This is a genomic window from Occallatibacter gabretensis, from assembly GCF_001449115.1.
Lineage (GTDB): Bacteria > Acidobacteriota > Terriglobia > Terriglobales > Acidobacteriaceae > Telmatobacter > Telmatobacter gabretensis.
This window is the reverse complement of sequence record NZ_LAIJ01000009.1, coordinates 835,420-862,369: the sequence shown is the minus strand read 5'-3', so window position 1 is coordinate 862,369 and position 26,950 is coordinate 835,420. Positions and strand designations below refer to the sequence as shown.

Genomic DNA, 26,950 nt, shown 5'->3' with positions numbered 1-26,950 from the left:
GTTGCTTATCTGCAATGAGTTTCCGATCCAACTTTATTTTGAGAGGGAGAATATCGTGAATCTGCTCCACTTCAGGCTGGCTGCTGCCGCTTGCGCTATGAGCCTTTTATTTACCTCCGCCGTGACTGCACAGCAACAGGATGGCGACAAGGTCGATCTTGGCGCGCTGACACAGATAAAGAATGAGGCTTTCCAGCATTCGCAGGTGATGGAGAATCTCTTCTATATCTCTGAGGTGTATGGGCCGCGCATCACCAGCAGCCGGAATCATCGTGCTGCGGCGGAATGGGCCATGCAGCAGTTGAAGACGTGGGGGTTGCAGAATGTGCATCTGGAGAAGTGGGGTCCGTTTGGCGATGGGTGGCAGATCAAGAAATACTATGGTGCGCTGGAATCGCCTGCCTATGCTTCGCTGATTGGGTTTCCGCTGGCCTGGACGCCGGGGACGAATGGACCTGTCACGGCTGAGGCTGTGCTGGCGCCGCTGCACTCTGAGGCGGACTTTGCGAAATACAAGGGCAAGTTGAAGGGCAAGATTGTGCTGATATTTGATCCGCGCGAGCTTGCGATGCATACGGAAGCAGAGGCGCATCGGCTGACGGATGCGGAGATTGAAGAACGCGCCAAGACGCCTGATCCGTCGCGTATGGGATTTGGTCCCAGGCCGGGGGCTGCGCCTGCGCCGCTGCCGGGTGAGTTTACGCCGATGACACTTACCACTGCGGCACCCAGTGGGCGCATTCTGCGCAATAAGGTGAATGCGTTTTTGAAAGAAGAGGGTGTTGCAGTGGCGCTGACACCGGGCTACAACGGCGACGGCGGTACGGTCTTTGCGAGTTTTGGGGGATCACAGGACCCTAAGGATCCGGTTGGGCCGCCGATGGCAGCGATTACGCCAGAGCAGTACAACCGCATTTGCCGCTTGTTGCAACACGGTATTACGCCGAAGCTGACTTTTGATATCGAAACGGAATATCAGAAGGATGACGAGATGGGATTCAATGTGGTGGGTGAGATTCCCGGCACGAGCAAAGCGGATGAGGTTGTGATGGTTGGTGGCCACTTTGACAGCTGGCAGGGCGGCACGGGAGCTACGGATAATGGCACGGGCTCGGCTGTGGCGATGGAAGCGGTGCGCGTTCTGGCCACGCTGCATAAGCCGATGGCTCGCACTGTTCGCGTGGCCCTGTGGGGCGGCGAAGAAGAGGGACTTTACGGCTCACTGGCGTATGTGCAGCAGCATTTTGCTCCGCGCGACACGATGAAGAAGACTCCGGAGTACGACAAGCTGGATGTGTACTTCAATGATGATTCGGGCTCGGGAAAGTTTCGGGCTGTGTCGGCGCTGGGTAATGCACAGATGGCGGCGATCTTCCAGTCGTGGATTGCGCCGATCAAGGATCTAGGCATCGACGGGGTGGTGGGCCTGACGGCTGGGCCTACCTTGCAACCCGGAGGCACGGACTCTACCAGCTTTTCTTACATCGGACTGAATGGCATTGGCTTCATGCAGGATCCGTTGGAGTATGGGACGCGGACGCATCATTCCAACATGGACCTGTATGACCGCGTACAGAAGGGTGATGTGATGCAGGGAGCTTTGATTGAAGCATGGTTTGCTTACAACGCTGCTACGCGCGCAGAGATGCTGCCGCGCATTGATACGCCTGCGCCATTGGCTAAGTAGGGAAAAGCAGAGGCAGTGAAAGAGGGCGAGGCTTTGGCCTCGCCCTCTTGCTTTTATGCTGGTTGATTCTGCGGAAATTGGTGGGCCCGGAGGGATTTGAACCCCCAACCAAGGGATTATGAGTCCCCTGCTCTAACCGTTGAGCTACAGGCCCGGCGATGCTCGGGCGCCCCTGCACTTTCATGATTGTAAACGCGCCTGCGCCAGCTTCACGCGGGCGAGCGCGCTTCGTAAGATTCTCCGATAGACCATCTAGCTCTCCAATTTACTGCTCGATGCGCTCAGAGCTCACTGGAAGAGTGCGTGGCCTTGTTTGTCTGTCGATTTGACTGAGAGGTGACCGCGTCGGACAGCTACAATTCTGAGATTCCCAAGACCGGAGATCGCCATGCGCATTGCAATCCGTATGCCAGGCATTTTTTTGCTCGCTGCGGTTTTCATCTTTACAGGGGCATACGCTCGAGAAGCGCTTGCGCAGAGATTCGATCTGGATGCTTCGCGGCTCCCGATCGCCAGAGTTGATTCAGCCTGGCGTTTCCACCTGGGTGACGATCCACAATGGGCGCAGCCGGGCCTGGACGATTCAAGTTGGCCGATCCTGCACCCCGGAGAGGGTTGGACGAAGCAGGGTTACCCCGCGAGGGCAGAACTCGCGTGGTTTCGTTTTCATCTCGTCGCTCCTGCTCATACTCAATCGCTGGTTCTGGAGCTTCCAGATGTTGAAAAGAGCTTCCAGCTTTTCTGTGACGGAGTACAGGTCGCTCAGCTGGGCACTTTGCCGCCGGGCCCGGCTCGCAATGTGATCGGTGCACCCCGCGTCTTCACTCTTCCAGTTAATTCTGGCGCCAACCCGAAAGAGATCTCCGTTGCCATTCGCTTATGGCAGGACCCGGCGACTGCCGGCACCCGCGCGAGCATTCTGTATGGAGAGGTCTACGCCGGAACTCCGGAGGTGGTGCTGAATCATTTTGAAACCAGGAAAGCTGCCGATCTGTTGTCGTCCGGCAATCTCTATACAGCCGACATCGTGATTCTCATAGTGGGCGCGGCAGCGGCTCTGCTCTTCTGGCTCACGCGTGAGCGTTTCTATCTCTGGTTCGCTTGTTTTCTCCTTGTGGATGCTTGTTTCTTTCCTCTTGATCTCATCTCCGCGCACCAGGCATGGGACCTCTACTTCTATACCTATTTCTCGATTCTGCTAGATGTGCTTACAGGGGTTAGCTACGCATTTTTTATTGTGGCCGCTATCTACCCGCGCAGATGGAAGCTCACCATCGCGCCAGTCGCAATGGTGATGCTGGCCGATCTCTCCATCATCCTGGTTTTGACGCACCACATTTCACTGAAGTGGGGCGATATCGGCTATTGCCTCTCGAACATTACGCTGTCGCTGATCCTTGCCGCGTATTTAATTCGCGGATGGCGCGCCGGAAATCTCTATGCAAGACTTCTCTTCTTTCCTTTCATCATCGACGGTCTATCCACGGTTTTGAACAACCTCGGCGCCGCGCTCTACGATCTGGACGTTCCCTTTGCTCTCAAGATCATTCCGCGACACTACGTCATCCTTCATCAGCCTTTTCAAGTAAACCTGCAGGAAATCGGCCATGTAATCTCGCTGTTTGGACTGCTGGCAGTGCTCGTTTATCGTTTTGCCCGCACCAGTCGGGAACAGCAGCGGCTCGCGGCTGCGCTCAAGGCCGCGCACGACATCCAGAACCGTCTGGTTCCAACCCATGTGCCCACCCTTGGCGGAGTGCACACGGAGATCGCCTACCATGCCGCCGAAGAAGTGGGAGGCGACTTCTGCCAGATTCTTCCCCGGCCCGATGGCTCCATCTTCGTTGCCATTGGCGATGTAAGCGGAAAAGGACTGCAAGCGGCGATGCTCGGAGCGGTTGCGGTGGGTGCGTTGCGCTCCCTGGCCGACGAAGGCATTGAGCCAGCCGCCGCGCTCGAACGCCTCAATCAGGTGCTGCTCCGCACAGAACACCCTGGCTTTGTTACTTGCCTTTGCCTTGTGATCAAGGAGAGTGGCGAAGCTGTCATCGCCGATGCCGGGCACCCGGCCCCGTATCTGGATGGCGTCGAGGTCGATGTTGAGGATGGCCTGCCGCTCGGCCTGGTCTCCGGCGTCAGCTATACCCAGCAAACCATTGTCCTGCCTGAACAGGCGCGCCTGACTCTGCTATCGGATGGCGTTGTGGAAGCACGCTCATCCGACGGCGAGCTATTTGGTTTTGAGCGTACCTGTGAAATCAGCCGCCTACCGGCCTCGGAAATCGCCGCGAGAGCACGCCAGTTTGGCCAGGAAGACGACATTACAGTCATAACGCTCAATTGGCAGAGTCTGAGCGTGGCACTTGCGGGCTCGATGTAGGTCTTATTACCCAAAATGGCAAAATTCGATGAGGATGGCTCGTTGCGAAGGGCGGTGAAAATTTGGATATGAGCGCATTTGCGGAGCATGCGGCAGAGATGGTGGGGTTGGCGATTCCGGAGGAGAATATCGAGGGAGTGCGGGCGCATCTGGAGCGGATGCGGGAGATGGCGAGGCCGCTGATGGCTGTTGTGATTCCGGATGATGTGGAGTCTGCGCCTGTTTTTGAGCCTGAGGTGTTTGAGGCCAAGGTGTTTGAGCCATGACGCGGGAAGAGATTCTGGCGCTGGATGCGGTTGGGATTGCCGGGGCGGTGCGCGATGGAAAACTGCGCGCGCGTGAGGCGGTGGAGGCTTCGCTGGCTGCGATTCGAACGCGGGATGGGGAGTTGAACTGCTTCACGAAGGTGCTGGAGGCTGAGGCTTTGGCTGACGCCGATGCGGTGGACAGGCGTGTGGCGGCGGGTGAGGATGCGGGGCCGCTGGCGGGGGTTCCGTTTGCAGCAAAAAATCTGTTTGATATTGCGGAAGTGACGACGCTGGCGGGATCGAAGATTCTGGCCGGCAATACGCCTGCGGAGCGGGATGCGACGGTAGTGGCGAGGCTGCGGCGCGCGGGTGCGGTGCTAGTGGGTGCGACCAACATGGATGAGTTTGCCTATGGGTTTGTGACGGAGAATGCGCACTACGGGGTGACGCGGAATCCGCACGATACGGAGCGCGTGGCGGGAGGCTCATCGGGTGGTTCGGCTGCTGCGGTTGCGGCGGGGATGGTTCCGCTTGCGCTGGGATCGGATACGAATGGGTCGATTCGGGTTCCGGCGGCGTTTTGCGGAGTGTATGGATTGAAGCCGACGTATGGGCGCGTGTCGCGGGCGGGGGCGTTTTTGTTTGCGGCGAGCCTGGATCATGTGGGGCCGTTTGCGAGATCGGTAAGAGATGTTTCCCTGGCTTTCGATGTACTTCAGGGGTATGACCCGCGAGATCCGGTTTGTTCGAAACGAGTGGCAGAGCCGGTTTTTGGTGAGTTGGAGCGTGGTGTGAAGGGGCTCAGGATTGGCGTGCTGGGCGGGTACTTTGCGCGGGGTGGTGTGCCGGAGATATTTGCTGCGGTAGAGCGGGTGGCAAAGGTTGTTGGTGCGAGCGGGATTGTGGAATTGGATGGAGTGGAGCTGGCGCGGACGGCTGCATTTCTGATTACGGCGGTAGAGGGCGGGAATCTGCACCTTGACCGGTTGCGGACGAGGCCGGGGGATTTCGATCCGGCGGTGGTGGAGCGGCTGATGGCGGGTGCGCTTGTGCCGGCTGCGTGGTACGTGCAGGCGCAGCGGTACAGGAGGGTTTTTCAGGAGCGGGTGCGGAAGGTTTTTGAACGGTTTGATGTGCTGCTGGCTCCGGCGACTCCGTGCGCGGCGATCAGGATCGGGCAGAAAACGATTGAGTTTGGTGGGCAGGAGATTCCGGCGCGGGCGAACCTGGGGATGTATACGCAGCCGATCTCGTATGTGGGGCTGCCGGTGGTGACGGTTCCGGTGAAGGAGCCCGGCAAGCTGCCGCTGGGGGTGCAGGTGATTGGGGCGCCGTATAACGAGGCGGCGGTGTTGCGGGTGGCAAAGGCGTTTACCGAGTGAGAGCTTCTTCGTGTGCCTTTTGCGCCGTTGGTGCGGGTGCCTGGACGGCAGGTCCTTGTTCGCGTAGTTGTTTGAAGGCGCGATAGACGAATGAGCCCATATACCAGCCGTCGATGTATTTGAAGGGCGTTTCGCCGGTGGTGTAGTGGCCACAGGGAAGGACGCGGGGCTCGAAGTTGACTCCGTGACGCTCAAAGGCGTCGACGACCTGGAGCGAATATTCGCGAGGGAATGTCAGATCGTAGTCGGCGTAGACCAGCAAGGCTTTTTTGTCTGGACCGGCGGACCCTTTACTCATGAACTTGTCGTAGTAGTGGATAGGGCTGACGGCGGCCCAAAGATTGCGCAGGCGCTCCTGCGTGAGGCCGGCGTTTGCAAGACCCTGACGGATGTGGCGTGTGCTTTGGCCCGCCCATACGACGTCGCCGAAGGACGTGGAGGCGTGGTTAAAGGCGTTGACGCGCAGGCGCGGATCGTGGGCTGAGGCCAGGAATGCGTAGCAGGAGCCGAGGCTGGTGCCGAGAACGCCGAAGTGCTCATAGCCCTGATCTTCAAGCCAGTCGAGGCAGCATCGGATATCGACGACGGCCTGGCGGCAGGCGGATAGCGTGCGGCCGACATTAGAAGAAACGGCGTAATCAGAGCGTTCGAGCTCGGTGGGCCGGCGGATATCGTGATAGGGCTTTGAAAGCCGGAGGGCTGAGATGCCCATGCGATTGAAGATGCCGGCGAGGGCGTTATGACTGAAGGCGTCGGCGTTCCACTGGGGCAGGATGACGATGGCTTGTTTGGGACGCGTGGGGTCTTTGTGCGCGGGAGCAGGATACCAGCGGGCGTTGACGAGATCGTTTTCCGGGTAGGGCGTGCGCTCCGGGGATGTGAAGCGAAGGAACTGCGCGCGCGGGATTTCGCCGTTCTCGGCCTTGCGCCGGAGCTCGGCATCCTGGGCGAGTGTTTCAGGGCGAACGTTTGTGGGAAAGAGCTGAGGATAGCGCTCTTCGAGACGGAAGTCAGTGGGCCGCTGATAACCGAAGAACTGATCGCTATGGCGGATGAGGAGTTCACTGATGCGAGTCATTGCGGCTTCGGGATCGGTCTCCGTGAGACGAAGCTCAGCGGAAGCGAGGCCGTGTGACTCGAGAAAGGGAGCGATCCAGTCGAATCCCCATTCGAGTGGACGAACTACGCGGTTCTCATCGCGGGTTGTGAGGCGCGTTTCCCACTGATACATCCAGCGCGCGTACCATTTGCTTAACATGCTTCTGAATCAAGTTTATCAGTGCCATCATTTGCGCCCATGAAAGCAACCATTTCACTGGATCACGATACGATTAAACTATGCCTTCCTCCCCCCGTATAGCATTTTTTGGAGGCAGTTTCGATCCGCCGCACCTTGGCCACCTTGCTGTCGCGCGAGCGGCACAAGAGGCGTTGCGGCTGGATCATGTGCTGTTTGCACCGGTAGGCTCGCAGCCGCTGAAGCCTAAGGGCGCGACGGCATCCTTTGCGCACCGGCTGGAGATGACGCGGCTGGCGATTGCCGGCGATCGCGGGTTTGAGATTTCCCTGCTGGATGCGCCGCACGCCGACGGAGCGCCGAATTACACGCTGGACACGATGCATGCGCTGTGCGAGCATCTGCCCGGCGCGGAGCTGTTTCTGCTGCTAGGGGCGGATTCATTTGCGCTGCTCAGGAACTGGCGCGGCGCAGCGAAGATTCCGTTTATGGCTTCGCTGGTGGTGGCTTCGCGGCCCGGACAGGATATCGGCGACCTGACGGCGTTTCTGCCGCCCGGCCTGAGCCTCTCTGAGGCGACGATCCGCGGGGAGCTGCGTGCCTATACGCTGAGGAATGGCTCGGGGAAGACGGCGGAGTTTTACCTACTGCCAGGCCTCGATGTGCCGATCAGCGCATCGCAGATTCGGGCGCAGACGCGAGCAGGCGCGCCTTCGCCGCTGCCGGAGGCGGTGGCTGGATACATCCATAAGAACGGCTTGTATCAGTGATCAGGAATTAGCTTTTAGCGTAGCTGTCGGAAAACGAGCTGGAGTGCTATCCCAGGTCCCAACAACAGGGACCTGGGACATCCGGTTATCACGGGCTATTTGGGCTTCTCGATGCGGACGAGGAGGATGTCCCGGCTGTTGAGCTCGATGGGCATGTTGTCCTTGATCTCGATTTCTTTGCCGGTCCAGAGGTCTTTTCCTTTGACTGTGCCGCGCAGGCCTAGCTTTTTGGTGTCGAGATGGAAGGGATGGGTGGACTGGCGATCACTGCCGGCGTTCAGGACGGCGATGGCGATGGCTCCGCCGGAGAGCTGCTTCTTCCACACATCGACTTCGCCTTCGCTGTAGACGCGATCAGCTTGTTTGCCGAGAGGATCCTGATCGATGGCGATGACGTCACGGTTGGTGAGGATGGCATTGATTTCCGGCTTCATGTGAGGAAGGTCATTGCCGGCGAGAAGAGCCGCAGAGAGCATGGCCCACATGGAAAAATGAGAGCGGTTTTCAGCGAGTGAGAGCTTGCCGTTGCCCACTTCAAGCATGTCGGGGTCGTTCCAGTGGCCGCCGTAGGGGCCATTCGGTCCGGCGTACTTTTGCAGGCCTTCCTGCTGGCTGAGGATGGTGTAGATGCTGTTCCAGTTGGACTGGATGTCACCGGTGGTGCGCCATAGGTTGCCGCCGAGTGCGGGAGCCCACTCCCAGACGGCATCCCAGCCGTACTGGCAGAGTGAGAAGACGATGGGGCGACCTGTGGCTTTGAGGGCTTTGGACATCTTGTCGTAGGCGGCAATCATGAGGCGCATCTGCGCGGCCTTGTCGTTTGGCGCCTGCTTTTGCATGACGGCCGGAATGAAGCTGCAGAGGTCGTACTTGAGATAGTCGATGCCCCATCCGGCGTACATTTTGGCGTCCTGTTCTTCGTGACCGAGAGAGCCTTCGTAACCGGCGCAGGTCTTGGGTCCAGGCGAAGAGTAGATGCCGATCTTAAGGCCTTTGGAGTGGACATAGTCGGCGAGAGCCTTCATGTCGGGGAATTTCTCGTTGGTTTGGAGGACGCCGTTGGCGTCACGCTTGCCTTCCCAGGTGTCGTCGATGTTCACGTAGACGTAGCCGGCGTCTTTCATGCCGGTGGAGACGATCTGGTCGGCGGAGTCGCGGATGTCCTTGTCGGTGACTTTGCCGAAGAAGTAGTTCCAGGAGTTCCAGCCCATGGGTGGCGTTTGAGCGACAGGGGATTGCGCGGGGGTTGTGGCAGGAAGGATGAAGGAGGCAAGTGCGAGCACGGACAGAGCGAGACGGCGCATTGGGAAGGTTCTCCTGAATTGAAAACGCTTACGGAGGGAAAGCATAGCATTGCGGACGGATGCTTGCGAAAGCATTAATCCACTTCGGCGGCGAAGGTGTTCGAGAGGACGCCGAGGCCGGGGACGGAGACTTCGACGCGGTCGCCGGGCTGGAGCGGGCCGACGCCGGAGGGAGTTCCGGTGAGGATGAGATCGCCGGGCTCAAGCGTGATGACGGCGGAGATGTAGATGAGCAGATGGGGGATGGAGAAGATGAAGTCGCTGGTAGAGCCGTGCTGGCGCACCTCGCCGTTGACGCGAGTTTCGAGGGTGACGCCCACATGAGGGTCGATTTCATCCGAGACCCAGGGACCGACCGGGCAGAAAGTGTCGAAGCCCTTGGCGCGGGTCCATTGGCCGTCTTTTTTCTGCAGATCGCGGGCGGTAACGTCGTTGGCGAGGAGGTAACCACGGATGCAGGAGCGCCAGTCTTCACCGGGGTGCAGGCCGGCATGGAGCTTGTGGACACGGCGAGCCAGGATGAAGGCGAGCTCGCCTTCGAAGTCGATGCGCTCGGCGACGCGGGGCATGCGGACTACGCCACCGGGAGCGAGCAGAGATGACGGCGGCTTGAAGAAGAGAAGCGGCTCGGCGGGGACTTCATTGCCCAGCTCTTTGGCGTGGTCGCGGTAATTGCGGCCGACGCAGATGATTTTGGAGGGCGTGACAGGCGGGAGGAGTTCGGCTTCGCGTAGCGGAAGAGGAGCGAAGAGCGGTGCGGAGGGGGTTCGGCTGCCGTGCTCGAGGCGGAAGGCGAGATCTTCTTCTGGAGCGTCGATGAGGTGAGTAATCCAAGGCTCGTTATTGCGGTCTTCAACGGCGCCGTAGAGGGTGGTGTTGTTGAGGCGGAAGCGGGAATAGCGCATGGATGGTCCTTTTATTGCGAGGGAACGGTCTCTTCGGCTTCGGCGCTGCGGGCGCTTTCATGGCCGGTTGGGCTGATGGACGCAACAGCATAACGGTAGGTATGGCCGGGCTGGACCTGGGCATCGTGGAAGGCAGGGCCGATGACCGGCGGCTGCGCGGGAGAGATGCGCTGCCAGGCGCCTTCGCCCTCGCGGCGGTAGACGATATAGTCGGCGAGATTGCGATCGGTGACGGGAAGCCAGCTCAGGTCGACTGCAGCCGGGGTTGCGGGGGATGTGGGCGTGGCAGCATTTGCTGCTGTGGCGACGGCTGCGAGCCCGGTGGGGACGGTGGGCGGGAATGTGTCTTCGACAGTGATGCGAACGGGGGCGGAGATTTCGCCGCTTAGCTCCAGAGTTTGACCACCGATCTCGAGGCGGGCGACGCGCTGGGCACGGTACTCATAGTCTGAAGTGAATTCGACGGCTGAGTCGAGGGCGCGGCCAGAGTCGGAATCGACGAGCAGGGTGATTTCCGCGGCTTGCTTTGGTGCAGCGAGCGGACCGTTGTCCTGTTTTTTCTGCGGGACCGAAAGCAGTTTGCGGTAGAGGCGGATGGACTGGCTGCTTGAGCCTGGGGTCCAGTGAAGCGCGACGCCTTGCTTGTGAAGCACAGCGGCGAGTTCTGCGACCGGGGCTGGGGCTTGTCCGGCGAGAACGATGGTTGCGTTGGATGGACCGGCGGAACGGCCGCGGTGGTTTTTAAGCTCGACGAAATAAGCGAGGCTGCGCGGCGGCCCGCTGATGAGCTGAGGCGGAAGCGCTTCTGTAAATGTGCCCTTTGTGCCGGGAGCAATCTGGATGGTTCCGGCGGGAAGGCAGCCGTTACCGTTCTCCTGGCGGCAGATGGCAACGGTCACATCGCCGTTGAGGATGACCTTGTCGGTGTCGTGTTTTGGAGTGGTCCAGGTGAGCGTGACCTGATTACCCGCGCGGACAGCGGCGAGATCCGTTACACGGTCCGGCAGCTTGAGTGAAGGCGGCTGCGGCGCGGCTTCCATGCCGCAACCGGCGAGATTCGAGATAGAAGCCCCGAGGGCGCAAAACGCCACTGAGCCGATAAGCCATCGCGCTATGCGATTCATCGCTTTTCAGTCTACCGGACTGCATTCACGCAGGGGATAAAGTAGAAGCATCCATGAGCACAGCGCCGACCACAGAACAGAATCCGCATACGGCAGGCTACCGGCTGCGCGTGCTGGCCTCATTTTTTGCGATTTACATCTTGTGGGGGACGACATTTCTCGGCATTCGCGTGGCGGTCGAAGAGATGCCGCCGGTTTTTGCGGCGTTTGCGCGCTTCTTTACTGCAGGGGTGATTCTGTTTCTCTTTATGCGCGCGAAGGGCGAGCCTATGCCGGCGCAGGTGGAGTGGCGGAACCTGTTTGTGCTGGGACTGCTGATGTTTACCGCCGAGTATGCGGCATTGTTCTGGGCGGAGAAGTATGTTCCTTCGGGGATTGCGGCGGTGCTGGCGGCGACGATTCCAATCTTTACCTTCCTTGCGGAGATTGTTGTCCTTCGACAACAGCGATGGAGCGCAGCGATTGCGGCAGCTACGATGATTGGCTTTGGCGGCGTTGCGGCGCTGATGCTTCCTGCGAGTGGGTTGGGCATTCCTGCAGCTGTTCCGTTATGGCCTGCGGTCGCGATTCTTGCCGGAAGCAGCACTTGGGCGGTGGGCGGGGTCCTGAGCCGGTCCATGAAATTGCCTACGAGCAGGACGATGACCTCGGCCTGCACGATGATGCTGGGCGGAGCCATGCTTCTGGGTGTCTCGGCGGTGTGTGGCGAGCTGAATCCGCTGCCGCATATAAGCCTGCGTGGGCTGACTGCGATTGTTTACCTGATCGTGGTTGGGTCGCTGCTGGCTTTTACTGCATATGTATGGCTGCTGGGGCATATGCCGGCGACGCGCGTGGCAAGCTATGCGTATGTGAATCCGATTGTGGCCGTGGTGCTGGGATATTTTCTCGCCGGGGAGGCGATTACGATTCGCACGGTGGCTGGGGCTGTGTTGGTGCTGGTGGCGGTGTTTGTAATTATGAGGGCGAAAAAATGATGTCCACCCTTGCACCCGTGAAAAGGCGCAAAGGTGAGACATGAGCGGTAAAAAGGTTATGCGGCGCGAGCGAGGGAGACTGCAAACCAACCGCGCTTGTCGGTCCAGGTCTTCAGCGGGGTGAAGCCGACGGACTCCAGCATGGATTCTGTCTGACCGGGGCGATATTTGTAGCTGTTTTCGGTATGGATGGTCTCGCCGCGAGCGAACTCGATTTGCATGTCCCGACCCGTCCCGGATTCTGTGTGACAGCCGGGTATGGTGACGATCTGGCGGAGCAAGCTTTCTAGATGCATTTCGATGCGCGAGTGCTGAGGGTTCCAGATGGCACGATGGGCGAAGAGATCGGGCTTGAAGTTTGCTCCCAGCTCGCGATTGAGCCGGTGAAGGAGGTTGCGATTAAAGGCTTCAGTGACGCCGGCTTCGTCATTGTAGGCGGCGTGCAAGAGCGCTTCCTCTTTGACGAGATCCACACCGACGAGGAGAGTATCGCCAGGATCGAGAGTGGAGCGAATCTCCGCGAGCAGGGCGTGAGCCTCTGCGGGTTCGAAGTTGCCGATGCTGGAACCAATGTAGAGGACGAGACGGCGCTCGCCACTAAGTGGCGGATCGAGAGCGAGCGAGCGAGTGTAGTCCTGCACGCGAGGCGATACGAGGACGCCGGGAATTTCGCGCTCGATCCGCTCCCGGGCCTCTTCGAGGGGCGCAGGGGAGACGTCGACGGGTTCGTAGAGAACAGTGTCCTGACGCTCGACCGCGGCCTGAAGCAGGATGCGTGTTTTGTCGCACGACCCGGCGCCAAGCTCGATGATCTGGAGAGCATGGGAGTCAGCAGCAAGGGCGATGATTTCAGCAGCATTGGCAGCGAAGATGGCGCGCTCGGTGCGGGTGGGGTAGTACTCGGGCAATTCTGTGATGCGGTCAAAGAGACGAGAACCGGTTTCGTCGTAGAAGAGCCACGCGGGGAGGGCTTTGGGGGAGGAAAGAAGGCCTTCGTTTACGGCCGCGAAAACATGCTGTGCGGCAACTGAGTTGAGAGGAAGCGAAAGAGTTGTCATGCCGACCTATGTGATGCGAATTTTCCGGTTAGGGATGATCGCATTGACGTTAAAAAATGCCACAATACAAACTTCAGACTTCGAGCCATCGCATCCTACAACAGGTGGTGCAGCGGAGACGATAGCAAAAGAGACGCACAAGCTATTCACTCTTTCGGGCCAGCCTGATTCCGGAAAATTGCCAGCGCGTTGCAGGGGTAAAAAAATTTCGGTAACTGGAGCGGGTGTGTCCAGGCGGGGTACAACAGGAACCTCCACGGAGAACCATCTGCCCGCTCATGAACTTGCCGTTATATTCGCCTAGCGAGCCGGGAAGAGGGTGAAAGCCGGGATACGGCAAATAGGCACTTGCGGTCCACTCCCACCGGAGCTTCGCGCTGTTCTCGTCCTGGGCTAGCGAGGTGGAAGATTCGACGGCGGCCTCCCACTCGAATTCCGTGGGCAGACGGTAGCCGGCCCAGCGGGCGTAGGCATCGGCTTCATAGAAGCTGATGTGGCTGACGGGCGAGTTGGCAACTTCGTGAAAGCTCATGGCACCGTGCAGGGTAAAGACGCTCCATTCCGTTGTGGCGCTCGCGCCGCTATCGTTTCTATCCCAGTAGAGCGGGGCGCGCCATTTCTGCTCCTGTACGGCGTTCCAGCCGTCCGAGAGCCAGAGTTCGGGACGGCTGTAGCCTCCGTCGGCGATGAATTCCGCAAATTCTGTACAAGTGACGAGGCGATCGGCGAGAGCGTACGGTTCAAGCCATACGCGATGACGGGGCAGTTCGTTATCGAAGCAGAAGCCCGCGCCGGAGTGGCCGATGTCGTGCAGACCGCCTTTGTGCGGGATGAAGCGGATTGGATCTGTATGTAGCTCAGCAGACTGCTGAGCCAGTTCATGCGGTGTGGGCAGATAGACGGGCCGCAGCGGATTGGTGAAGAAGGCGTGGAGGATGTCGGTGAGGATCAGCTCCTGATGCTGCTCTTCGTGGTAGAGGCCGAGCTCAATGCGGGCGAGAACTTCCGCGGGCGGATTGCTTTCTAGGAGCCGGAGGATGTGTTCGTCCACGTAAGCGCGGAAGCGAAGGATTTCATTGAGTGCAGGGCGGGAAAAGGAGGAACGTAGGCGCTTTTCGGGAAATGCGGCGAATGTCTGGTAGTAGCTATTGAAGAGCCAGACGAAGTCGGGATGAAAGGCTTTGTAGCCAGGAAGAAATTCGCGCAGGATGAAGGATTCAAAGAACCAGGCGGTGTGGGCCAAGTGCCACTTAACGGGCGAAGCCTCCGGACAGGATTGCACCATCATGTCTTCCGGAGTGAGAGGTGCGGTCAGATCCAAAGTGCGGCGACGTGTAACGCGGAAGCGGTCACGCAAGGAGTCGGCAAATGCCGTGTGAGGCGCGGCGGAGGTGTCAATAACGGTGGCGATGGCAGTGCGTCTCCCCTGCTAATTAAGTACATCGGCATAACCGAAAACAAATGTACCCACCGTTTAGATGCTGATTTATGGATTTGGCTCACCAAATTGTGAATTCTGCTATCGAAGGAAATATTCAGATGCTCCGTGCGAATGGAATGTGAATAGGACTATAATTTCTCGCGTTCCTTCAGAAGCCAGGAGGAAGCCATGGCAAAATCACGGGTTTTTCTTTGCAGGGTGGCGCTGCCGGCGTTGGCAGTGCTTGGTGTGGTGTCCCTGACGGCCTGGAGCCAGCCGCCAGAAGAAGAGACGGCGAGCGGCGCGGGCGCTGCGATGGCTACCATTTCCTACGCAACCTCAACGCAGCAGAGCAGCGGCACTGGTGTGGCCGCGCGCGCGGCCACGCCGGTGCAGAGCCCGGCTGAGAGCGAGGGCGACGCGCTGATGGCACATCAGCGGTATCAAGCGGCGATTGAGGCATTTAAGCATGCGCCGCAGGACTCAGCCGCGGTGTGGAACAAGATGGGAATCGCCTATCAGTTGCTTTACATCAACGCGGAGGCGCTGCGCTGCTATGACGTTGCGCACCATCTGGAGCCGAAGAATGCTTCCGTTGTAAATAACATCGGATCCATAGCGGTATCGGCACGGCGGTTTAACGATGCGGAAAAGGAGTACCGCAAGGCGGTGAAGCTGGATCCGACCTCGCCGCTCTTCCATAAAAATCTGGGAACGGCGTATCTTTCCGACCATAAGTACAAGAAGGGGTGGGAGGAATACCGGGCCGCGCTGGCGATCGATCCGACGGTCTTTTCTCACGCGGCGGGAGTGCGGATTGAGAATCCGACCGCTACGCAGGATCGTGGGGCGATGAACTACTACATGGCCAGAGGCTGCATGTTGACGGGCGCGAAGGTGCAGGCGATTGAGTATCTGCGGATGGCCCTGAACGAGGGATTCACAAACCCGAAGAAGATTTCTGAGGATGAACAGTTTACTGGGTTGCGCGACATGCCGGCTTTTCAGGCAATGATGATGGAACAGAACCAAAGCCAGAGGTAGGCGTCGTCTGCGAATCGGATTTGCGCGTCTATTCTCATGTAGGAGAAAGACGATGAGATTCCGTTTGTGTAGTGTGCCCGTTTTTGCGTTTGGAATAGTGGCGTTGGCGCTTGCTACCGGCGCTGCTGCAGTGGCTCAGCAGGATGCGGGCGCTTCCCCCCAGCAAGGTCAGGGTGGGGGCTATGGGCAGGGGCGTGGCAGAGGCATGGGCCAGATGGGCCGCGGCGTGACGGGAACCGTCACGGGAGTTGCGGCTGACCATTTCCTGGTGAAGAACGAAGCGGGCGAGATTTATACCGTACATTTCAGCGCAAATACGCGGATCGTGAAGAGTGTTCCGCGACCCGCTGGCGCGGCGAGTGATGGGCAGCCAGGCGCAGGAGCTACACGCGGCGGCGGCAATGGCGGACGCGACGGCTCGGGTGGACGGCAGATGGATCCACCGATTGCGATCAAAGCTACGGACATCAAGGTAGGCGACATTATTGTGGCCGGCGGCGAGATTGATGACGCGGCCAAATCCGTGGGCGCCGTGATGGTGATGCAGCTGGACCCGGAGCGCGTGAAGCAGATGCGCGAGATGGAAGCCAACTTTGGCAAGACATGGTTGGCGGGGCGCGTGACCGCAGTGAATGAGACGAAGGTGACGATTGAGAGTGGCGTGGACCATGCCTCACATGCGTTTATGGCCGATGAGAACACGACTTTCCGCAAACGGCGCGATCCGATTACGCTGGCCGATGTGCAGGTGGGCGACACAGTCCGCGTGGAAGGTGCTGTGAAGGGCGGCGCGTTTGTGGCCACGGCAGTGTCTGTCATGGGTCAGGGGCCAGGCGGTGGGCCGGGGCCAGCAGGCGGCCCGCCCGCGCAGGGGCCTCCGCAGTAGTTTGAAGATTTGGTAAAGCGGGCCAGATGAGTTGACATGCCCCGCGAACCCATCGTACTGTAACTGACAGATGCAGAGCTTCAACCATCACCGCCATCATCATCATGGACACTCCATGTCGGCGGACTGCTATGGCCTGAAGTAAAGCGCCAGAGATTCAAGTAAGACCAGCAAGCCCGCCGGCAAAACGCCGACGGGCTTTTTCTTTTGTCCACGCAACTCAAACCACGATAGAGACAGGGTCATGATCGATTTCGAGAAGATGGATGGACTGGCGCCCGGCATTGTGCAGGACGCGCAGACGGGTGAAGTGCTTATGCTGGGATTTCTGAATCCCACAAGTTATGCAAAGACACTGGAGACAGGTTTTGTAACCTTCTGGAGCAGGACGCGCCAGAAGCTGTGGATGAAGGGTGAGACGAGCGGGAACAGGCTGCGGATCATCTCGGCTTCGACCGATTGCGACAACGACACGCTGCTTTTTCGCGTGGAGGTGGAAGGCGACGGCCTTGTGTGCCACGAGGGCACGGTGAGCTGCTTTACACGATCGATTGCACTGGATGCAGAGAAGACGGAGGCCGCAAGTGGCAAATAAGCTGAGACTCGGAATTCCCAAGGGAAGCTTGCAGGATGCGACGATTGCGCTGTTCAAGCGCGCGGGCTGGAATATCTATGCGGATGGGCGGTCGTATTTTCCTACGATTGACGACAGCGAGATTGAGTGCATGTTGATTCGCGCGCAGGAGATGGCGCGCTATGTGGATCACGGCGTACTGGATGCGGGGCTGACGGGTATTGACTGGGTGGTGGAGAGCGGCCTGAATGTAACGAGCGTGACCACGCTGACTTATGCGAAGCAGAGCAGGCGCAAGGTGCGCTGGGTGCTGGCGGTTCCAGAGAACTCAGGCTTTGAAAAGGCTGAAGACCTGGAAGGCAAGATCATTGCGACAGAACTGGTCGAAGTGAGCAAGCGGTACTTTGCAAGCAAGGGCGTAAATGTGAAGGTAGAGTTCAGCTGGGGCGCGACGGAAGTGAAGCCGCCCATGCTGGCTGATGCGATTGTGGAAGTGACGGAGACGGGCAGCTCGCTCAAGGCAAACCATCTAAAGATTATTGATACGGTGATGGAGAGCGAAACGCATTTCATTGCGAGCAAGGCAGCGCTGACCGATGCGTGGAAGAAGGAAAAGCTAGAGTCGCTGGCGCTGATGCTGCGCGGGGCAATTGATGCTCAGTCGCAGGTGGGCCTGATGCTGAATGTAAAGAAGGACAACCTGAACGCGGTACTTGCAGTGCTGCCATCGTTAAACTCTCCGACGGTTTCGCAGTTGAACGATGCGGAGTGGGTGGCGGTGAACACGATTCTGGAAGACCGCGTGGCGCGCGATGTGATTCCGCGATTGAAGGCGGCGCAGGCTACGGGGATTGTAGAGTATCCGCTGAATAAAGTTGTGCTTTAGGGGTTGTGCTGTGATGAAGCTGATACAAACAACCGGGCGCGGCGCACGCAAGGCCGGGGATACGATTGCGGCGCTTGAGAGGCGGGGCGGGACATCGCTGGATGGTGTCTTGCCCGCGGTGCGCCGCATTGTGGCTGATGTACGGCGCGATGGCGACCACGCGCTGCTGCGATATGCGAAGAAATTGGATGGGCTTGTCGATGCTGACGAGCTCCGCATCGGCCAGGATGAGATGGCTGCTGCGTGGGAGGCTTGCGACGCGGAAATGCGTGCGGCGTTGACTACGGCTGCGGGGCAGATTCGCGGATTTGCAGAGAGACAGATGCCGCAGTCGTGGAAGAACACGTCAATTGCAGGGCTGACGACCGGGCAGCTTGTGCGTCCGCTGGAAGCGGTGGGATGTTATGTGCCGAGCGGAAGGCATCCGCTGCCGTCCACTTTGCTGATGACGGCAATTCCGGCACAGGTGGCGGGTGTGACGCGGATTGTGGCGGTATCGGCGAAGCCTGCGCGAGAGACGCTGGCTGCGGCACATCTGCTGGGTATCACCGAATTCTATCGCGTGGGCGGCGCACATGCGATTGCTTCGCTTGCATATGGTACGGAAAGCATTGCGCGTGTCGACAAGATTGTGGGGCCTGGAAATTTGTATGTCACCGCGGCCAAGCGTGAGGTTGCGTTTGATTGCGCGATTGATATGCTTGCGGGGCCCACAGAGATTTTGGTGACAAGCGAACACGGGACGGCGGTGGAGATTGCTTCCGATCTTGTGGCGCAGGCGGAGCATGATCCGGAGGCGTTGGCGGTTTTTATTACAACGCGCAAGGCTCTTGCAAAAGACGTGATTGCGGAGACGAAGGTGCGGACGCGAACGAATACAGTTGCGCGTGAGGCACTGAAGCGGAATGGTGTGGTGATTGTTGCCGCGTCGCTTGAAGAAGCACGTGGGCTTACGAATCGCATTGCGCCGGAGCACCTGACCGTGGATTCGGTGGAAGATCTTGCTTGGGTGCGGAATGCTGGATCAGTGTTTGTGGGGCGATGGAGTGCGCAGCCGATGGGAGATTACATCTCCGGACCGAACCATACGCTGCCTACCGGCGGGCAGGCGCGTGTGCGTGGTGGACTGAGCGTGAATGATTTTGTGAAGTTGATCACGGTGCAGGAGTACGACGGTGATGCGATTCGCGAACTGGGACCTAAGGCTGTGTTGCTGGCGGAGGCTGAGGGATTGACGGCGCATGCTGAGGCTGTGCGGGTGAGATTGAAGAACGTGTCGCGCGGGAGGAAGACGAATGGCTGAGTTCCCTGCTTCTATATCCGCAGAGGCGCATGTATTTCCGAAGGCGCGTGCGCGTGTGCAGGCGATGAAGGAGTATCATCCGCCGCTGGGCAGCCGTGACAGGCTGCGGTTGGATTTCAACGAGAACACGGTGGCCTGTTCGCCTGCTGTGCGTGAGGTGCTGGCGCGCATCTCGACTGAGAATCTGACCCGGTATCCGGAGCGTGGGCCGGTTGAGGCGATTGTTGCGGGGCACCTTGGTTTGGATCCGGAAAATGTTGCGCTGACGAATGGCGTGGATGAGGCGATTCATGTGCTCTTTGAGGCGTTCCTCGATGCCGGAGACGAATTGCTGCTTCCTGTGCCGACGTACACGATGTATGAGGTGTACGCATCCGCGACTGACGCGAAGATTGTGGCGGTGCAGGCGGAAGGTGATCTTGCATTTCCATTCGAACGGCTGGTTGCGGCGATTACGCCGCGGACGAAGATGATCGCCATTGCGAATCCGAATAGTCCAGCTGGATCGGTGGCGACGCGCGAACAGATTGTGGCGATCGCCGAGCGCGCGCGGCATGCAATCGTGCTTGTGGATGAAGCCTATTTCCACTTCTATGGCGAGACGGTGATGGATATGCTTGGTGAGCTGCCGAATCTGGTGGTGGCACGCACATTTTCGAAGGCCTACGGGTTGGCCGGGCTGCGCGTGGGGTTGCTGGCGAGCGGTGTGGAGAATATGCGCTGGATTCGACGGGTGCTTTCGCCCTACAGCGTGAATCAGGTGGCGCTGGCGTGCCTGCCTGCTGCATTGGATGATAGGGAATATCTCGATAACTACGTTGCAGAAGTTCTGGCAGCGCGTGCTGAGTTCGAAGCCGTGCTGGATGCGATGGGGGTTCGGCGCTGGCCGAGTTGGGCAAATTTTGTTCTGGTTGAGATTGGCGCGCGGCATGAGGAGTTTGTGCAACGCATGAATGCAGAAGGCGTTCTGGTGCGTGACAGGTCAAGCGATCCGGGATGCGATGGATGCGTGCGCATTACGATGGGCACGCGCGAGCAGATGCGGCGTGCAGTTGTAGCGATCGAAGAAGCAAAGGAGACGATCAAATTGGGTGGAGTGACGCGATGAGCGATAAGAAGCGCACTGCGGAGTTTGCGCGCAACACGACAGAGACGAAGATAGCGATCCGGCTGGTGATTGAAGGTTCAGGGCAATACAAGGTGGCTACGGGGATTCGCTTCTTCGATCACATGATGGAGCTGTTTACACGGCATGGAGCGTTCGATCTCGACCTGAAGTGTGACGGCGATCTGGATGTGGATCAGCATCACACGGTGGAAGATGTGGGTATTGCACTGGGCGAGGCATTTGACCGCGCGCTGGGTGACAAGCGCGGAATTCTGCGCGCGGGCTACTTTGTGATGCCGATGGATGAAACGCTGGCGATTGCGGCTGTCGATCTGAGCGGGCGAACCGCATTTGCCGTTGATACGAAGGTTCGGACGCGTATGGTGGGAGATCTGCAGAGCGAGCTGGTGACGGATTTCTTTGAAGGCTTTGCGCGGGGCGCTCGTGCGAATGTGCATGTGAAGACAATGTACGGGCGATCGAATCATCACAAGATCGAGGCGATCTTCAAGGCTTTTGCGCGAGCGCTGCGCGTAGCGTGCAGCAGGGACAAGCAGTTAGGCGAGATGCTGCCGAGCACGAAGGGTTTGCTGTGATGCGCGCAACGGTTATTGATTACAAGGCGGGAAATCTGACCTCTGCGCTGAAGGCGCTTAAGCACCTCGGCGCAGAAGTGATTATTACTGATGGCGACACGGCCTCGATCGAAAATGCGGAACGAATTGTGATGCCAGGCGTGGGGCACTTTGCGGCGACGGAGCGGCTGGATGCGATGGGAATGACAGATGCTGTTCGCGCGGCGATTGCGCGCGGCATACCATTTCTTGGCATCTGTGTGGGAATGCAGTGGCTTTATGCGGGGTCGACGGAAGCGCCGGACCATGCGGGTCTGGGGCACTTTTCGGAATCGTGCACGCGGTTTTCGGATGGCGCTGAGAAGGTGCCGCACGTTGGATGGAACTCAATTGTTCCGCGAGTGGGGTCACGTCTTCTGGAGGGAATCACGCCGGGCGAGTTTGTGTACTTTACACATGCGTACAAAGCACCTGTAACTGCGAATACCGCAGCTACGACGGAATATATGGAGCCGTTTGCTGCGGCGGTGGAACGCGGCAGTGTGATGGGTGTGCAGTTTCATCCGGAGAAATCAGGCGAGGCGGGGTTGAAAATTTTGCGTAATTTCCTGGAGATAGCGCGATGATTACGAGGCGCATTATTGCGTGTCTCGATGTGCACGCGGGCCGCGTGGTGAAGGGTGTGCAGTTTGTGGATCTGGTGGACGCGGGTGATCCAGCGCAGCTTGCCGCGCGCCATGCGCGTGAGGGTGCAGACGAGATTGTGCTGCTGGATATTACGGCGACGCATGAGGGACGGCAGACATTGCTCGATACGGTGAGCCGTACTGCGCGAGAGTTATTTGTTCCGTTCACCGTTGGCGGGGGTATCCGCACTGTGCAGGATGCGGAACAGGTTTTTGAGGCGGGCGCGGACAAGGTCAGTATCAACTCCGCGGCTCTGGCAAACCCTGAGTTGATTACGGCGATTGGGCGCAGCTTTGGATCACAGGCGGTGGTTGTGGCGATTGACGCCAGGCGTGATCCAGAGGCTGCTGATCCTGTGCGCGAAGCCCAGGTGTATGTGCAGGGCGGCCGCAAGGCTGCCGGGCGCAAGGTTGTGGAGTGGGCGCGCGAGGCCGAGGCGCGCGGAGCAGGCGAGATTCTGCTGACCTCAATGGATTCAGACGGCACGCGCGCAGGCTTTGACTGTGAGCTGACAGCCGCAGTGAGCGAGGCGGTGCGGATTCCCGTGATCGCTTCAGGCGGAGCGGGAACCGTTGGGCACTTTGCGGATGTGTTTACACATGGCAAAGCGGATGCGGCACTGGCTGCGAGCATCTTTCACTTTGGTGTCAAGAGTGCGCGATCGCTTAAAGAAGAGCTTGCACAGGCGGGGATTTCCATGAGGCTGCCATGCTGATTCCTTCGATTGATTTGCTGGGTGGGCGCATTGTTCAGCTTGTGCGGGGCGAAAAGTTGCGCCTTGCCTTTGATGATTTTGAATATTGGATCGAGAAATTTTCGCGCTTTCCACTGGTGCAGCTCATCGATCTGGATGCAGCGATGCGGCAGGGCGAGAATGCGGAGCTGGTTGAGCAGATATGCAAGCGGCTGCCGTGCCAGGTGGGCGGCGGAGTGCGAAGTGCAGAGCGCGGGAAGCAGCTTCTCAATGCAGGCGCAAGACGCGTCATCGTAGGATCGGCGCTGTTCACAGAGGAGGGATCTGTGAATGCAGCGTTTGGCGCGGAATTGGCAGATGTGCTGGGTGCGGAGCGAATTGTGGCAGGCATTGACACGAAGAATGGGCGCATTGCGGTGAAGGGCTGGAAGGCAAATGTGGATCTGACGCCGGATGCGGCGATTCCCGCACTCGAGAAATATGCGTCGGCGTTTCTGTATACGCATGTGGATGGCGAAGGGATGATGCAAGGCTTCCCGTACGATGTGGCAGAGCGGCTGCGTAAGCTGACTGAGCGGCAGCTGATTGTAGCGGGTGGAATCCGGTCGCAGCAGGAAGTGGATGCGCTGGATGCATTGGGAGTGGACGCGGTGGTGGGCATGGCGGTATACACAGAGCTGCTTGCGGTGTGACAGCGTGCACCACGGCGAGTGCGTGTGAAGACGATCTGTCGGCTATTCTGAAAGTACAAGAAATAGATAGAAAGGCGGGGCGATGACTACTACCAGGCAAAGCGGAATTCGGCTTGCACGCCGGCTGGATGAAGTGGGTTTCTCGGATATTGTGCAAATTCGCAACAAGGTGATAGCGATACGCGCTGAAGGACAAACGGTGTATTCGCTGCACGGAGGCGAGCCTTTCTTTGAAACGCCGGACGAGATCAAGTTTGCTGCGGTACGCGCGCTGGTAGAGAATCAGACGCATTATGCGCCATCTTCCGGGATTGCGCCGCTGCGACGCGCGCTGGTGGAAAAGCTGTCGCGCAAGAACAAAATTCAGGCGACGGAAGATGAAGTGATTGCCACGGTGGGCGGATCACAGGCGCTGTATGCAACATTTCAGAGCGTGCTGGACCCCGGCGACGACTGTCTTGTGTTTTCGCCGTACTGGACGCCGATCGCTGATCTGATCACAGGAACGCAGGCGCGGCCTCTGCTTGTGCCTTCCGTGACGGCGCGGCGCAATGGGATTCGCGAGACGCTGGAGCAGTTTGCCACGGAGAAGACGCGGGCGGTTTACTACAACACGCCGCAGAATCCGAGCGGGCTGGTGTTTACGCGTGCGGAGGCGGAAGAAGTTGCAGCGTTTGCCATTGAGCGCGATCTGGTTGTGATTGCAGACGAGGCATACGAGGACCTGGTGTACGATGGCGAGCATTTTTCGATTGCGTCGCTGCCAGGCATGGCCGAGCGCACGATTACCTGTTACACATTTTCGAAATCGTATGGCATGACGGGCTGGCGTGGCGGATACGCGGTTGCGAAGGAACCGTTCATGTCGGCGCTCAAGAAGATCGTGCTTTATTCTACGAATGGCGTGACGACGTTTGTTCAGTACGCAATGGTAGAGGCGCTGAAGACGCCAGAGGAAAGAATTGCAGCGACGCGCGAAGAATATCGTAAGCGGCGCGATCTGCTGGTGGGAGCGCTGAATGAAGTAGGCCTTGAGTGCGCGCCACCGGCAGGGGCTTTTTATGCTTTTCCGAGTGCGGAAAAGATTGACAAGAATAGCCGAGTGGCCGCGCAGATACTGCTTGAAAAGGCGCACATCGCCACTATTCCGGGATCAGTCTTTGGCGCACAAGGCGAAGGGCACTTGCGGTTCGGCTATGCAATTCCGGTGACGGAGATTGAAGCGTGCGTGGATGTGCTTCGGAAGTTTCTTCGATAGACCCGCAGAGGGAGCTGCACGGATCGATGGTGAGAGTTGGCTATCCAGCGAGAATTGATGCGAGCCTGCTGAGTGGGATGCCAGTGGGCGCGGAGATGGTTCCGCTTGAAGCGGGGCTGGACCACGACGTGAATCTAGATGTGTGGATTCCCGATGCGCTGACACCGCGCGCGAAGGAGATATGGCAGCATCTGCGCGGTGTGAAGCTGGTGCTCTCGCTAATGGCGGGAACGGAATGGATTCCGGAGACTGTTGGGCCACACGTTACGATCTGCAATGCACGCGGAGCGCATAATGTTGCAACCGCCGAGTGGACGGTAGCGGCGATCTTTACATCGCTGAAGTATGTTCCGCTGTACTGCGAGATTCAGGCCTCCGGCAATTGGAAACGGCGGAAAGAGGCGGCTGAGCTATTTGCGCGGCTGCATCCGGACGAAGGAGCGATCTATCCGCCGGTGATGCAGGAAGAACTGGCGGGCAGAAAAGTGCTGATGGTTGGATATGGGTCCATTGGCAAAGATATTGAGCGGATGCTCGCACCGTTCGATGTAGAGCTGATGCGTGTGGCGCGGACGGCGCGAACGGAACCGATGGTGCAATCTGTGAGTGAGCTGGACGCGCTTCTGCCGGATGCCGATATTGTGATTCTGATTCTGCCGCTGACTCCGGAGTCGCATGGTTTGATTGGTGCGCGGGAGATGAGCCTGATGAAGCAGGGAGCGCTGCTGGTGAATGCGGCGCGCGGACCGGTGGTACAGACAGATGCTTTAGTCGGGGCGCTGAATGCGGGCAGGATTCGTGCGGCGATCGATGTGACTGATCCGGAGCCGTTGCCTGAGGGACATCCGCTATGGAAGTGCCCAAACCTGTACATTACGCCGCATATTGGCGGGTCGAGCCCGCGGTTTATGCAGCGGGCTCTGAAGGTGGTTGCAGGGGAGCTGGAACGCTACATCCAGGGAGAGCCGCTCGAGAACGTGGTGCAGGCGGCGATTTAAGCTGCTCCTGCGATGGGAGCCTGACGCCAGCTGCGCAGGCCGAAGATAGCGAGTGCGACGAGAAGTGCGTAAAGCAGCGCTGTGGGCCACAGATTCTTGTAGATGTATTCGCCGACGTAAAGAACATCAATCACAATCCAGAGCCACCAGTTAGCGATATATTTGCGCGCCTGCCAATAGCTGGCGACGAGGCTATAGCTGGCGAGGGGGGCGTCGAGCCAGGGCAGGGCCGCGTGCAGATGCTGCGTGATGAAGCCGAGCACAACGCTGCCAATGGCTCCGACAATGATGGCAATGACGGCGCTGGATGGCATGAGCTTTTGGATGCGGACTTCGCCATCGGTGCGAACTCCGCGACGCCAGTTCCACCACCCGTAAAGTGTGAAGGCGACGAAGAAAACCTGCAGCAGTGTGTCCGATAAGAGGAAGGTACGGTAGTAAACGACGAGATAAATGATGTCCGCGGCAAGCGTGATGGGCCAGCAGAGAAGATTGCGTCGCGTGGTGAGCCAGATTCCGAGGCATGTGGTAATGACGCCTAACCACTCAAGCCAGTGTGCGAGAAGATAAGCGATCATGCGGATTTAGCCTCAGCCCATGCACGAATTTTGTTCAGTAGAGCTGTGCCGGCTTCTCGCCACCAGCGAGCGTGGCCAAGCAGGTAGCTCTCGCAGGCGATTCGGGCCTTATCTTCCGAGTACAGAACGGTGAGGAAATAATCGGCTTCTGAAAGTGCGAACTCGACATGACAGAGCGCGGTGAGTGGCGCAAGTGCGGCGCGCTCCTCGTGACTGAGAGGCCGCACGGAGTTGTATCCATCGAGCAGCGCGGAGAGATCATCGAGATGAACGGGCACGCGGTGCGGTACGTGGGGCGACTGCAGAAGTGCGAGCCACCCAATCATGCTGCGTTCGATGGCATGAGCCAGGTCGTGCACAGCGGTGGTGCGATCGGAGAGGCCGAAATCAATAATGGCGGTAGCGCGCGCGGTTGAGCTGGGTCCGGACCAGAAGAGGTTTGAGGGGTGAAGATCGTTATGCGTCCAGAGTGGTGTGAGCGCGGGTAACAGCGGCAGCAATTCGGAGTAGAAGGGCGCGAGCAGATCCATTGCTTCGGCAATCCAGGATGTGTGTTGCAGGTATGCGTTCAGAGTGGGTCGCGTGGATAAGTACGACTGCAATGCAGTGAGTGGATTGTGAGCGGCGAAGATGCTGAAGCCTGCAACGAGTGGGCTGTGCACGCGAGCTGGCGCGCTAAAGCCCTCTGAGGCCAGGTGCAACTGCGCGAGCGCGCGACCCGCGGAATGGGCATGACCGGTGTAAAAGAAGGGAGTCCAGGAGATGGCTTCCTCGTAGAGATCGATGCCGCGGGGAAGCTCGTGGACTTCATAAGTCCAGTTATCGATCTCGATTGCGGTTGTGCCATTGCGATCTGCGAGCACAAGCGGCACGCTGGCTCTCTGGGCACGGAGATGCGCCATGAAGGCATGCTCAACGCCGAGAGAGGCGGCGTCACGCACCTGGCGCGCATGGCGCTTTACGAAGACACGACGCGAGCCTACACGTACGACGCTGGCGGCGGAGAAGGGGCGCGGGCTGACGCTGAGCAGCTCCACAGATCCGGCAAGCGAATCAAAACGGCGCAGCACATCGCGTACCTCATCGCGTGTGAGCGGAGGCCAGTCGGGAGCAACAAGCTTGCCGTCAAGTCCGTGCGCATTTGCAGTGGCGCTCATGTATGTCGATTGCGCTCC

The 26,950-nt window shown here is 58.9% G+C and carries 26 protein-coding genes and 1 tRNA gene; 18 read left to right on the top strand and 9 right to left on the bottom strand.

Annotated elements, in window-relative coordinates; translation table 11 throughout:
- The first annotated feature begins 97 nt into the window (after positions 1-97).
- Entirely contained in the window at positions 98-1,687 is a 1,590-nt protein-coding gene (locus VO84_RS09860) for a M28 family peptidase (RefSeq protein ID WP_058188688.1), read from the top strand.
- Positions 1,688-1,765: 78 nt separating this feature from the next.
- On the opposite strand, the gene VO84_RS09855 is transcribed toward VO84_RS09860, so the two are convergent.
- Positions 1,766-1,841 (bottom strand) — tRNA-Ile (locus VO84_RS09855).
- Positions 1,842-2,075: 234 nt separating this feature from the next.
- On the opposite strand from VO84_RS09855, the gene VO84_RS09850 reads away from it, so the two are divergent.
- The 3 genes from VO84_RS09850 to VO84_RS09840 all read left to right on the top strand — a co-directional run bounded on the left by VO84_RS09850 (position 2,076) and on the right by VO84_RS09840 (position 5,697).
- Complete coding sequence (locus tag VO84_RS09850) at positions 2,076-4,067, top strand: PP2C family protein-serine/threonine phosphatase (RefSeq protein ID WP_058187470.1); 1,992 nt, start codon at positions 2,076-2,078, stop codon at positions 4,065-4,067.
- 68 nt (positions 4,068-4,135) lie between these two features.
- Positions 4,136-4,333, top strand: a complete 198-nt coding sequence (locus VO84_RS09845; protein ID WP_058187469.1) for a DUF4089 domain-containing protein — start codon at positions 4,136-4,138, stop codon at positions 4,331-4,333.
- A complete protein-coding gene (locus VO84_RS09840; protein ID WP_058187468.1) occupies positions 4,330-5,697 on the top strand; it encodes an AtzE family amidohydrolase in 1,368 nt (455 codons plus the stop codon). Before VO84_RS09845 ends, VO84_RS09840 begins: the two co-directional genes overlap by 4 nt.
- Here the strand turns inward: VO84_RS09840 and VO84_RS09835 are convergent.
- Positions 5,687-6,955, bottom strand: coding sequence for an alpha/beta hydrolase family protein (locus VO84_RS09835; protein WP_058187467.1), 1,269 nt, complete (start codon positions 6,953-6,955; stop codon positions 5,687-5,689). The two genes, VO84_RS09840 and VO84_RS09835, sit on opposite strands and share 11 nt — an antisense overlap.
- An 80-nt stretch (positions 6,956-7,035) precedes the next feature.
- On the opposite strand from VO84_RS09835, the gene nadD reads away from it, so the two are divergent.
- Positions 7,036-7,704 carry a nicotinate (nicotinamide) nucleotide adenylyltransferase gene (gene nadD / locus VO84_RS09830; protein ID WP_058187466.1) on the top strand — a complete coding sequence of 223 codons (669 nt, stop codon included), beginning with the start codon at positions 7,036-7,038 and terminating at the stop codon, positions 7,702-7,704.
- A gap of 95 nt (positions 7,705-7,799) precedes the next feature.
- Here the strand turns inward: nadD and VO84_RS09825 are convergent, their stop codons facing one another.
- The 3 genes from VO84_RS09825 to VO84_RS09815 all read right to left on the bottom strand — a co-directional run bounded on the left by VO84_RS09825 (position 7,800) and on the right by VO84_RS09815 (position 11,037).
- On the bottom strand, positions 7,800-9,008 hold the full coding sequence (locus VO84_RS09825) for a glycoside hydrolase family 27 protein (RefSeq protein WP_058187465.1): 1,209 nt from the start codon (positions 9,006-9,008) through the stop codon (positions 7,800-7,802).
- A gap of 74 nt (positions 9,009-9,082) precedes the next feature.
- A complete protein-coding gene (locus VO84_RS09820; RefSeq protein ID WP_058187464.1) occupies positions 9,083-9,913 on the bottom strand; it encodes a fumarylacetoacetate hydrolase family protein in 831 nt (276 codons plus the stop codon).
- A gap of 11 nt (positions 9,914-9,924) precedes the next feature.
- Entirely contained in the window at positions 9,925-11,037 is a 1,113-nt protein-coding gene (locus VO84_RS09815; RefSeq protein WP_058187463.1) for a fibronectin type III domain-containing protein, read from the bottom strand.
- 53 nt (positions 11,038-11,090) lie between these two features.
- Here VO84_RS09815 and VO84_RS09810 point away from each other — a divergent pair, with 53 nt between their 5' ends.
- Complete coding sequence (locus VO84_RS09810) at positions 11,091-12,014, top strand: EamA family transporter (protein ID WP_058187462.1); 924 nt, start codon at positions 11,091-11,093, stop codon at positions 12,012-12,014.
- A 56-nt stretch (positions 12,015-12,070) separates the two neighbouring features.
- Here the strand turns inward: VO84_RS09810 and egtD are convergent, their stop codons facing one another.
- Together egtD and egtB are read right to left on the bottom strand one after the other, a co-directional pair.
- A complete protein-coding gene (egtD, locus tag VO84_RS09805; protein WP_058187461.1) occupies positions 12,071-13,072 on the bottom strand; it encodes an L-histidine N(alpha)-methyltransferase in 1,002 nt (333 codons plus the stop codon).
- A 142-nt stretch (positions 13,073-13,214) separates the two neighbouring features.
- Positions 13,215-14,393, bottom strand: a complete 1,179-nt coding sequence (egtB, locus tag VO84_RS09800) for an ergothioneine biosynthesis protein EgtB (RefSeq protein ID WP_231737867.1) — start codon at positions 14,391-14,393, stop codon at positions 13,215-13,217.
- A gap of 288 nt (positions 14,394-14,681) precedes the next feature.
- On the opposite strand from egtB, the gene VO84_RS09795 reads away from it, so the two are divergent.
- The 12 genes from VO84_RS09795 to VO84_RS09740 all read left to right on the top strand — a co-directional run bounded on the left by VO84_RS09795 (position 14,682) and on the right by VO84_RS09740 (position 25,197).
- Positions 14,682-15,536 carry a tetratricopeptide repeat protein gene (locus tag VO84_RS09795; RefSeq protein WP_058187459.1) on the top strand — a complete coding sequence of 285 codons (855 nt, stop codon included), beginning with the start codon at positions 14,682-14,684 and terminating at the stop codon, positions 15,534-15,536.
- 52 nt (positions 15,537-15,588) lie between these two features.
- The gene (locus VO84_RS09790; RefSeq protein ID WP_157439815.1) at positions 15,589-16,422 is read left to right on the top strand and encodes a DUF5666 domain-containing protein; all 834 of its coding nucleotides are present in this window, start codon (positions 15,589-15,591) and stop codon (positions 16,420-16,422) included.
- 244 nt (positions 16,423-16,666) lie between these two features.
- Positions 16,667-17,017, top strand: a complete 351-nt coding sequence (hisI, locus tag VO84_RS09785; protein WP_058187457.1) for a phosphoribosyl-AMP cyclohydrolase — start codon at positions 16,667-16,669, stop codon at positions 17,015-17,017.
- Positions 17,007-17,882 carry an ATP phosphoribosyltransferase gene (gene hisG / locus VO84_RS09780; protein ID WP_231737866.1) on the top strand — a complete coding sequence of 292 codons (876 nt, stop codon included), beginning with the start codon at positions 17,007-17,009 and terminating at the stop codon, positions 17,880-17,882. The genes hisI and hisG overlap by 11 nt, the downstream gene beginning before the upstream one ends.
- 13 nt (positions 17,883-17,895) lie before the next feature.
- Positions 17,896-19,185, top strand: a complete 1,290-nt coding sequence (hisD, locus tag VO84_RS09775; RefSeq protein WP_058187455.1) for a histidinol dehydrogenase — start codon at positions 17,896-17,898, stop codon at positions 19,183-19,185.
- Entirely contained in the window at positions 19,178-20,293 is a 1,116-nt protein-coding gene (gene hisC, locus VO84_RS09770; protein ID WP_058187454.1) for a histidinol-phosphate transaminase, read from the top strand. Before hisD ends, hisC begins: the two co-directional genes overlap by 8 nt.
- Complete coding sequence (gene hisB / locus VO84_RS09765; RefSeq protein ID WP_058187453.1) at positions 20,290-20,889, top strand: imidazoleglycerol-phosphate dehydratase HisB; 600 nt, start codon at positions 20,290-20,292, stop codon at positions 20,887-20,889. The genes hisC and hisB overlap by 4 nt, the downstream gene beginning before the upstream one ends.
- Positions 20,889-21,494: an imidazole glycerol phosphate synthase subunit HisH gene (gene hisH / locus VO84_RS09760; protein WP_058187452.1), complete on the top strand. Its 606-nt coding sequence runs from the start codon at positions 20,889-20,891 to the stop codon at positions 21,492-21,494. The genes hisB and hisH overlap by 1 nt, the downstream gene beginning before the upstream one ends.
- Positions 21,491-22,270: an imidazole glycerol phosphate synthase subunit HisF gene (gene hisF / locus VO84_RS09755; protein ID WP_058187451.1), complete on the top strand. Its 780-nt coding sequence runs from the start codon at positions 21,491-21,493 to the stop codon at positions 22,268-22,270. The genes hisH and hisF overlap by 4 nt, the downstream gene beginning before the upstream one ends.
- On the top strand, positions 22,264-22,941 hold the full coding sequence (locus VO84_RS09750) for a 1-(5-phosphoribosyl)-5-[(5-phosphoribosylamino)methylideneamino]imidazole-4-carboxamide isomerase (RefSeq protein WP_058187450.1): 678 nt from the start codon (positions 22,264-22,266) through the stop codon (positions 22,939-22,941). Before hisF ends, VO84_RS09750 begins: the two co-directional genes overlap by 7 nt.
- An 82-nt stretch (positions 22,942-23,023) precedes the next feature.
- Positions 23,024-24,199 (top strand): pyridoxal phosphate-dependent aminotransferase, encoded by a 1,176-nt coding sequence (locus VO84_RS09745; protein WP_058187449.1) that lies wholly within the window; start codon positions 23,024-23,026, stop codon positions 24,197-24,199.
- The gene (locus tag VO84_RS09740) at positions 24,166-25,197 is read left to right on the top strand and encodes a 2-hydroxyacid dehydrogenase (RefSeq protein ID WP_231737865.1); all 1,032 of its coding nucleotides are present in this window, start codon (positions 24,166-24,168) and stop codon (positions 25,195-25,197) included. Before VO84_RS09745 ends, VO84_RS09740 begins: the two co-directional genes overlap by 34 nt.
- Here VO84_RS09740 and pnuC read toward each other — a convergent pair.
- Together pnuC and VO84_RS09730 are read right to left on the bottom strand one after the other, a co-directional pair.
- Complete coding sequence (pnuC, locus tag VO84_RS09735) at positions 25,194-25,775, bottom strand: nicotinamide riboside transporter PnuC (protein WP_058187447.1); 582 nt, start codon at positions 25,773-25,775, stop codon at positions 25,194-25,196. The genes VO84_RS09740 and pnuC overlap by 4 nt on opposite strands.
- Positions 25,772-26,932, bottom strand: coding sequence for a phosphotransferase enzyme family protein (locus tag VO84_RS09730; protein ID WP_058187446.1), 1,161 nt, complete (start codon positions 26,930-26,932; stop codon positions 25,772-25,774). Before VO84_RS09730 ends, pnuC begins: the two co-directional genes overlap by 4 nt.
- Positions 26,933-26,950 lie beyond the last annotated feature (18 nt).

What these genes read in the sequence shown, in the direction of transcription:
- VO84_RS09860 (WP_058188688.1), top strand. Translation starts at nt 98, where the DNA reads ATGAGCCTTTTATTTACCTCCGCCGTGACTGCACAGCAACAGGATGGC.
- VO84_RS09850 (WP_058187470.1), top strand. Translation starts at nt 2,076, where the DNA reads ATGCGCATTGCAATCCGTATGCCAGGCATTTTTTTGCTCGCTGCGGTT.
- VO84_RS09845 (WP_058187469.1), top strand. Translation starts at nt 4,136, where the DNA reads ATGAGCGCATTTGCGGAGCATGCGGCAGAGATGGTGGGGTTGGCGATT.
- VO84_RS09840 (WP_058187468.1), top strand. Translation starts at nt 4,330, where the DNA reads ATGACGCGGGAAGAGATTCTGGCGCTGGATGCGGTTGGGATTGCCGGG.
- VO84_RS09835 (WP_058187467.1), bottom strand. Translation starts at nt 6,955, where the DNA reads ATGTTAAGCAAATGGTACGCGCGCTGGATGTATCAGTGGGAAACGCGC.
- nadD (WP_058187466.1), top strand. Translation starts at nt 7,036, where the DNA reads ATGCCTTCCTCCCCCCGTATAGCATTTTTTGGAGGCAGTTTCGATCCG.
- VO84_RS09825 (WP_058187465.1), bottom strand. Translation starts at nt 9,008, where the DNA reads ATGCGCCGTCTCGCTCTGTCCGTGCTCGCACTTGCCTCCTTCATCCTT.
- VO84_RS09820 (WP_058187464.1), bottom strand. Translation starts at nt 9,913, where the DNA reads ATGCGCTATTCCCGCTTCCGCCTCAACAACACCACCCTCTACGGCGCC.
- VO84_RS09815 (WP_058187463.1), bottom strand. Translation starts at nt 11,037, where the DNA reads ATGAATCGCATAGCGCGATGGCTTATCGGCTCAGTGGCGTTTTGCGCC.
- VO84_RS09810 (WP_058187462.1), top strand. Translation starts at nt 11,091, where the DNA reads ATGAGCACAGCGCCGACCACAGAACAGAATCCGCATACGGCAGGCTAC.
- egtD (WP_058187461.1), bottom strand. Translation starts at nt 13,072, where the DNA reads ATGACAACTCTTTCGCTTCCTCTCAACTCAGTTGCCGCACAGCATGTT.
- VO84_RS09795 (WP_058187459.1), top strand. Translation starts at nt 14,682, where the DNA reads ATGGCAAAATCACGGGTTTTTCTTTGCAGGGTGGCGCTGCCGGCGTTG.
- VO84_RS09790 (WP_157439815.1), top strand. Translation starts at nt 15,589, where the DNA reads ATGAGATTCCGTTTGTGTAGTGTGCCCGTTTTTGCGTTTGGAATAGTG.
- hisI (WP_058187457.1), top strand. Translation starts at nt 16,667, where the DNA reads ATGATCGATTTCGAGAAGATGGATGGACTGGCGCCCGGCATTGTGCAG.
- hisD (WP_058187455.1), top strand. Translation starts at nt 17,896, where the DNA reads ATGAAGCTGATACAAACAACCGGGCGCGGCGCACGCAAGGCCGGGGAT.
- hisC (WP_058187454.1), top strand. Translation starts at nt 19,178, where the DNA reads ATGGCTGAGTTCCCTGCTTCTATATCCGCAGAGGCGCATGTATTTCCG.
- hisB (WP_058187453.1), top strand. Translation starts at nt 20,290, where the DNA reads ATGAGCGATAAGAAGCGCACTGCGGAGTTTGCGCGCAACACGACAGAG.
- hisH (WP_058187452.1), top strand. Translation starts at nt 20,889, where the DNA reads ATGCGCGCAACGGTTATTGATTACAAGGCGGGAAATCTGACCTCTGCG.
- hisF (WP_058187451.1), top strand. Translation starts at nt 21,491, where the DNA reads ATGATTACGAGGCGCATTATTGCGTGTCTCGATGTGCACGCGGGCCGC.
- VO84_RS09750 (WP_058187450.1), top strand. Translation starts at nt 22,264, where the DNA reads ATGCTGATTCCTTCGATTGATTTGCTGGGTGGGCGCATTGTTCAGCTT.
- VO84_RS09745 (WP_058187449.1), top strand. Translation starts at nt 23,024, where the DNA reads ATGACTACTACCAGGCAAAGCGGAATTCGGCTTGCACGCCGGCTGGAT.
- pnuC (WP_058187447.1), bottom strand. Translation starts at nt 25,775, where the DNA reads ATGATCGCTTATCTTCTCGCACACTGGCTTGAGTGGTTAGGCGTCATT.
- VO84_RS09730 (WP_058187446.1), bottom strand. Translation starts at nt 26,932, where the DNA reads ATGAGCGCCACTGCAAATGCGCACGGACTTGACGGCAAGCTTGTTGCT.